Here is a 6,261-nt window from a genome sequence, read left to right as displayed (position 1 = left end):
ACCACCACCGCGCCCGCGGCAACGCCCGCTTTGAGAAAGCGCCTGCGTGGTGGATCCTGATCGTTTGCCATGATGTCGCCCTGCCTTGTTACGTGTTGCGTGTTACTTCGCCAGGACCAGCGTGTTCACATCGTCCTGGACGTAATAGAAACCGTCGCCTTCCGGCGTCAGCGCAATGCCGAACAAGTCGCCGTTGCCCGGGGGCGATTGCGCCTTGTCGGTATCGATCCAGCGTGCATACAGTTGCTTGCCCGTCGCGGGATCGATCTCCACCACCTGGCCGTTCAACGCGTTCGTGACCAGCAGGTGCCCGTTGGGCGCGGTCACCATCGCGAGCGGCCGATGCAGGAAGCCGTCGGCGGTCAACTGGCGGCCGACACCCGCGCTGGTGTCGCGCGTCATGGGGTCATCGATTTCCGTTACACGGTTGCCGATGGCGTCCGACGCGTACAACAACTTCTGATCCTGAGACAACGCCAGTCCCGTCGGCCCGACCAGGAACACGCCCTTGTCCGCCTGCGCGCCGAAGCCGCTCGCGATCACGGTTTCCTGCTTCACGACGGGCGCACGGCCCTCGGGAATATCCAGGTCCAGGCGCAGGATGGTCGCCTGCTTGAAGACCGGCGGCGTGCCGTCCGCGGCGCCCACACCGAAGCCCGCGTTGCTCACGAAGAGCGTCGCGTGATCGCCGTTGTCGACCACCGCCATGTTGCCCCACGGATCGTTGATGTTCGGGCTCACGATCGTCGATGCAACCTTGCCCTGGTTGTCCAGCACGATCAGGCAGCCGGCGCCCTTCGTGTTGGTCGTGCCGTCATTGCTCGGCGTGCTGCCGACGATCACCCAGCCCGACTTGAGCATGGTCATCGCGGTCGAGAGGCCGATACCGCCCGGGCATTCCTTCAAGTCGCGCGGCACGGTGGCGAAGACGCTCAGCTCCTTGGTGTCAGGGTGATAGTTGACGATGGTGCTGCCGGTGCCCTGCAAGTTGGCGGCATTGTTGAAGTTGCCGACCAGCACGTCGCCCTGCTTGACCGTCCCGCTTGAAACCGGCGCGACCACGAGCGCATACGGATTCTGGTCGCCGTTGGACGGAACGGTGTTCACGAGCGTGGTGTTTCTATGCAGCGTTTCGAGAAAGCCGACGGGCGCTGCTTGTGCGGCGGTTCCTGCAAGGCCGCCCGCAAGCGCGATGATGCCGATAAGTTTTTTCATGCGAGTGTTCCGGGTGCGTGCATCGAGGTTCATGGTCACGAGTCCCGTCGATCAGAAGGTAATGGTGGTGCGCACGCCGACCACGAGGGTATTGCGCAAGGCCGCAGTCGGGTCGTTCGGGTTCTGGCCCGCGCCTGCGTTGAAGGTGTATTGCAGGTCGCCCTGCATGATCCACCACGGCGTGACCTGATATTGATACGTGGCTTCGACCGCGGTTTCGCTGGTGCGCACGCCGTACGGGCCGCCGCTGAACGCCGCGCTCTGCACGTCGAGATCGTGCACGTGATTGCCGACCTTGATGTACGCGAGGCCGATGCCGACGCTGTCGTTGTCGCGCCCCTTGAACGGCGCCTTCATCACGATGCCCGCGTTCGCCGAAAGGCTCACGAGGTTGCGGTCGCCCGGCGCACCCATCACGCGCGCAAACACGCCGATACTGCGCGGTTCATCCGGGTCGGGGCGCCAGATCATCTGGTCCGCGACCGCGTAGAAACTGTAGTTCCCGCGGTGCGATTGCGCGTTGCCGCTGCTCGCCGGATTGGCGAGCGACAGACCGGTATCGTCGATACCCTGGTCGTCGAAACGTTCGTTGTTGTACCAGAAGCCGATCTTGTACGTGCCCGGCAAACCGCTTTGCGGCAGGCCGACCATTTCGCCATCGGACGGCTGGTTGATCGCGTACTGCAACTCGCCTATGTACAGCGCGCCGTTATGCAGGTTGAAGTTCGTGCCACTGAGATTGCTCGGGTTGTTGCCGAGCGGATCGCCGTCGTAGACGCCCGCCAATGCCGTGATCGCCGGCGTGATCTGGCCGCGCACCCGCACACCGAGCGCGGACAGCGGATAAGCCGGACCGCCCGAGGGCATGTCGTAGGACGGCAGGCCCGGCCAGCCGAACATGGTGTTCACGAAGGTGGCCGCGTACGAGCTGACCATGAACTCCTGGTCGATACTTTGCTGGCCGACCTTCACGTCCACGCGCTTGTTCAAGAACGATTGCTGGTACCAGAGTTCCCAGAGACGCGTCGTGTCCTGCGCTTCAATGCCGCTCGCCGTGTTGAGCGTTCCAAGGTTGTACTGGCTCAGGTTGCGGCCATGGATCTGCAACGCGCTCGCGTTGAACGTGCCGCCTTCCCAGCCGAAAGCCTTTTGCGTATCGAGGCCGAGGGTGACCGTGGTCAGGCCGTCGTAGGTGCCGCCGGTTTTCAGGCCGCCGCGCACGTTGGCCAGGTACTCCGATGTTTCCGTCGCCTGGAGCGAGACGCCGTATTTACCGAGGAACGAGCGGATGCCGCCCATGTCGCCGAGCAAGGTCGAGCGGGTCCACACACCCGTCCATTGACCCGCTTGTTGCGCCTGGATGTTCAGGTCGGCCTCAGGCGCGTCCGTGGGTGTCGCGTCCGGATTCGCCGGGTTGCCGGCTGCCATTGCCGCCGATGAAGCCAGCGCAAGCCACGCACTCAGCAAGGCACGGCGCAAGGGCGCTTTCGAAACGCGCATATCGCGTTGGACCGGGTGGACGGGTTGCATCGAAATCCTTTGTCTTTGTTGCGGCGGCTGTCGCGGCGATTGAAGCGAACGCGAGCGTCGCGTTGATTATTCTTGAGACCTTTTTCGCCGGCGGTAATCGCCGGTTGCGTGGTATCGACGCATATCGAAGATCTCTGCGGAACCGTTCTCCATAAGGCACCGGCGACCGAATCGTACCGAGACGATCCCTAATCGTCAACACAAATGAGAACGATTCTCATTATAATTACACCGAGTTGAAGACCACATTACAACTAGCCGTTTTCGCAAGTCCTTCAATGACTTGGATGAAATTAATCCGTAATGCTTTCGATATATATGATTAATTCCCAGTCTCTTGAAAGCATTCCCCCGGTCCGAGCTGATTTGTGCCGCAATCTTCAGGCATGGGTTGACACTGCGATCTGTTGTATTGAACAAACGCGTAAATGAATCAATCCGGGCGGGCCTTCCGTCCGGTGGCCCCGTTTGGCTTCAGCTAAATCCGCTATGCCGAAATGCGCATCGCGAACGCGATGAACTGCCAAGACGCCGCTAATTTGGCTTCCTAAATTGCTGGTGGCGATGAATCGCATTTCCTCGCGTTTAAAGCCCGGTTTGGTTTAAGCAGTTATTTCGTCGACACCATAATGACGACGCGGGGAAATCCGCCTTGCCGAGGTAAATCGGCCATGGTTCATTCCTGATGCTGAACCGCGTCATCAAACCAATAAACCGTCCTGGCCGCCCGACCTGTCCAACCCGAAGGAGAAGAAAATATGCATCTTCGAACAAGTCTCAAACCGCTTGCCTGGATCATCGCGTGTGCTGCCGCCGTGGGTGCGTTGCCACTGTCCGCCGCTGCTGAAAACATCGATGTGAAGGTCGGTTTCGCCGCGCCGCTGACGGGCGCAAACGCCGGTTATGGCAAGGACTTGCAGAACGGCGTGCAGCTTGCACTCGATGAAGCCAACGCCAAGAAGATCCAGATCGGCGGCAAGACGGCCAACTTCATCATCCAGGCTGAAGACGACCAGGCCGACCCGCGCGTGGGCGTGCAGGCGGCGCAAAAGCTCGTGGATGGCGGCGTCGCCGTGGTCGTCGGACACTTCAATTCGGGCACGACGATTCCCGCGTCGCAGGTCTATCAAAACGCGGGCATTCCCGTGATCGATCCAGCCGCAACCAATCCGACCATCACGGAACGCGGTTTCGACAACGTCTTCACCGTCATTTCCAGCGATGCCCAGAACGCCGGCAACGCCGGGACCTACGCGGTGAAGGTCACGAAGGCGAAGAAGATCGCGATCATCGATGACCGCACGGCCTTCGGCCAGGGCGAAGCTGACGAGTTCGAGAAGGCCGTAAAAGCAGCCGGCGGCTCGATCATCGCGCGTCAGTTCAGCGACAATCAAACCGTCGATTTCTCGGCGCAACTGACGGCGCTCAAGGGCGCGGGCGCGGACCTGATCTTCTTCGGCGGCCTCGACCGGCAAGCTGCGGCCGTGGCCAAGCGGATGAAGCAGTTGAGCGTCAACGCGCAGCTCGTGGGCGGCGGCGGCGTGATGGATGCTGACTTCCTGAAGCTCGCCGGCGACACAGCCGAAGGTGTGATGGCCTGGGAATACGGCAGCCCGCTTGAAAAGATGCCGCAAGGCAAGGCGTTCGCCGACAAGTTCCAGAAGCGGTTTGGCGTTGCGATCCTGTCGTACGCGCCGTTCGGCTATGACGCGGCGTGGGCGGCGATCAACTCAATGGAAAAAGCGGGATCGATCGATCCGAAGGTGTATCGGCCGGTGTTGAAAGCGATCTCGTTTCCGGGGATCACCGGAACCATCGCTTTCGATGACAAAGGCGCCTTGAAGAACGCTTCCTCTACGATGTACCAGGTCAAGAGCGGCGCCTGGGTGCCGATTGTCACGAAGAGCGGCACGTAAGCGTCATGAAGAGGGCGGCAATCAGGCGATTGCCGCCCTCTTCAGTACCCGCCTTGCAATGAGGCGGGTAATTTGATCGTCCCGGAACTGGTAAAGCGCACGCTGCCGAACATGTTGCCCGCGAGCTTCCCGCGCACGGTGTAGGGCACGCTGCCTCGCTGCATCACGCCGGAGAGGCCGAATGCCTGCCTCGCGGCGGCGAATGCGGAAACCGTCAACGGGATATTCAACACGGTCTCGCCGAAACGCGGCAATGTTCCGCGTGCGTCGCTCACGCCGCTCGCGAATGGTTTGCCGTCGAGTTCGAGGTCCAGCGCTATGCCGTCGTAGTTGATCGGCGTTTCGTTGGGGTTCTGCACGCGCAGCTTCACGACAAACCGCAGCTCGAGCCCCTGCCCTGCAATCGGTTCGATGCCCGCAACACTCACGCGTGGCGCATCGCGATCGAACAGACTCGCGCAACCGGCGAGGCCCAGCACCAAAAAAAGCCCGGCAAAAAACAGACGCATCGCGTGATCCATGAAGTTGAGTGTGGTCGCCCACTATAGCGGCATGGACACACTCGCGACTCGACGCCTATCGCTTCGTGGAGCTTCGCCGGGTTCGTTCGTAGAAGCCGGGCGGCTTGGTCCTCACCCAGTCGACGAACTTGCGGACATCGTCATTGGCGAGCAACGCCTGGACGGTCGAATATTCCTTCGCGAGCTGACCTTCGCTAAAAAGCGCGTGCAATTGCCTGTGGCAGACCCGATGCAGCACCGCGACGTCCTTGCCGCCCTTCGACTTGGGCACGAGGTGATGTTCGTCGCGCTGGCTTGCCGGAACCGGCCGGCCGCATAGCGCGCAGGATTCATCGGCGGCAGGTGGTTTGTACCAGGGCTCGGGGACGCGTTTTGCCATAGCGGAAAATTGTTTACGCCCGTTCCAGATACCTCGAAAGCCCCGCCCGCGTCAGCGCGGCCTCGCCTTCCATCCACTCGGCAAACTCGCTCAATACCTTCGATGCCGCCGGGCGTTCCGGATAAATCAGGTAATACGAAGCTCCGCTCGGCACGCAAAGCGAAAACGGTGTGACGATCCGTTGCGCGAGCAAATCCTCTTCGATCAACGACAAATCCCCGATCGTCACGCCCAAGCCCTGCATCGCTGATGAAATCGCAAGGTCGAGCGTGTCGAAGTGCTGCGCTTTCGCCGACGGCAATCCACGATACCCATAAGCTGCAAGCCACCTCAGCCAGTCGCGCCGGTCGCGTGTGGGATGCAGCAGGGTTTGTTCGGCGAGGTCGTCCGGCGTGATGTCGCGCGTCACGCGCTTGAGCAAACCAGGCGCGCAGACGGGCGTAAGGACTTCGTCGAAGAGATGATGCGAACTCACGCCCTTCAGCGCCGGCTGACCGAAAACGATGGCGGCATCGAATTGCTCGGCGTTGAATTCCACCCCATGGGACACCGCCGCCGTCACCTCGATCACCAGTTCCGGCCTCTCGTTCTGCAGACGGATCACGCGCGGCAAGATCCAGCGCATGGCGCACGTCGGGCATTTCACGCGCAAGGTGCCCGACTGCGCGCCGCTGCGCTCGAGCGCTTCGGTGATCTGCGA

6 protein-coding genes are annotated in these 6,261 nt (G+C 61.4%); 1 reads left to right on the top strand and 5 read right to left on the bottom strand.

The features are described from left to right. Positions 1-102 precede the first annotated feature (102 nt). Both ACRXB1_RS27620 and ACRXB1_RS27615 read right to left on the bottom strand, forming a co-directional pair. Complete coding sequence (locus ACRXB1_RS27620) at positions 103-1,215, bottom strand: NHL repeat-containing protein (RefSeq protein ID WP_086381217.1); 1,113 nt, start codon at positions 1,213-1,215, stop codon at positions 103-105. Between the two features lie 51 nt (positions 1,216-1,266). Beyond that, positions 1,267-2,715, bottom strand: coding sequence for a carbohydrate porin (locus ACRXB1_RS27615; protein ID WP_449493834.1), 1,449 nt, complete (start codon positions 2,713-2,715; stop codon positions 1,267-1,269). Between the two features lie 788 nt (positions 2,716-3,503). Here ACRXB1_RS27615 and ACRXB1_RS27610 point away from each other — a divergent pair. Beyond that, a complete protein-coding gene (locus ACRXB1_RS27610; RefSeq protein ID WP_375508403.1) occupies positions 3,504-4,661 on the top strand; it encodes a branched-chain amino acid ABC transporter substrate-binding protein in 1,158 nt (385 codons plus the stop codon). A gap of 41 nt (positions 4,662-4,702) precedes the next feature. Here ACRXB1_RS27610 and ACRXB1_RS27605 read toward each other — a convergent pair whose 3' ends face one another. From ACRXB1_RS27605 to ACRXB1_RS27595, 3 genes are all read right to left on the bottom strand, one after another. Beyond that, on the bottom strand, positions 4,703-5,170 hold the full coding sequence (locus tag ACRXB1_RS27605; RefSeq protein WP_155524355.1) for an LEA type 2 family protein: 468 nt from the start codon (positions 5,168-5,170) through the stop codon (positions 4,703-4,705). A 67-nt stretch (positions 5,171-5,237) separates the two neighbouring features. Beyond that, on the bottom strand, positions 5,238-5,561 hold the full coding sequence (locus tag ACRXB1_RS27600) for an HNH endonuclease (RefSeq protein WP_449493833.1): 324 nt from the start codon (positions 5,559-5,561) through the stop codon (positions 5,238-5,240). Between the two features lie 13 nt (positions 5,562-5,574). Continuing rightward, positions 5,575-6,261: LysR substrate-binding domain-containing protein (locus tag ACRXB1_RS27595; protein WP_449493832.1), on the bottom strand; the 687-nt coding region annotated here is incomplete at its 5' end.

It is taken from the genome of Caballeronia sp. M23-90, from assembly GCF_053574605.1.
Note: the sequence above shows the minus strand (reverse complement) of the source record. Positions and strands in the feature narration are given on the sequence as shown.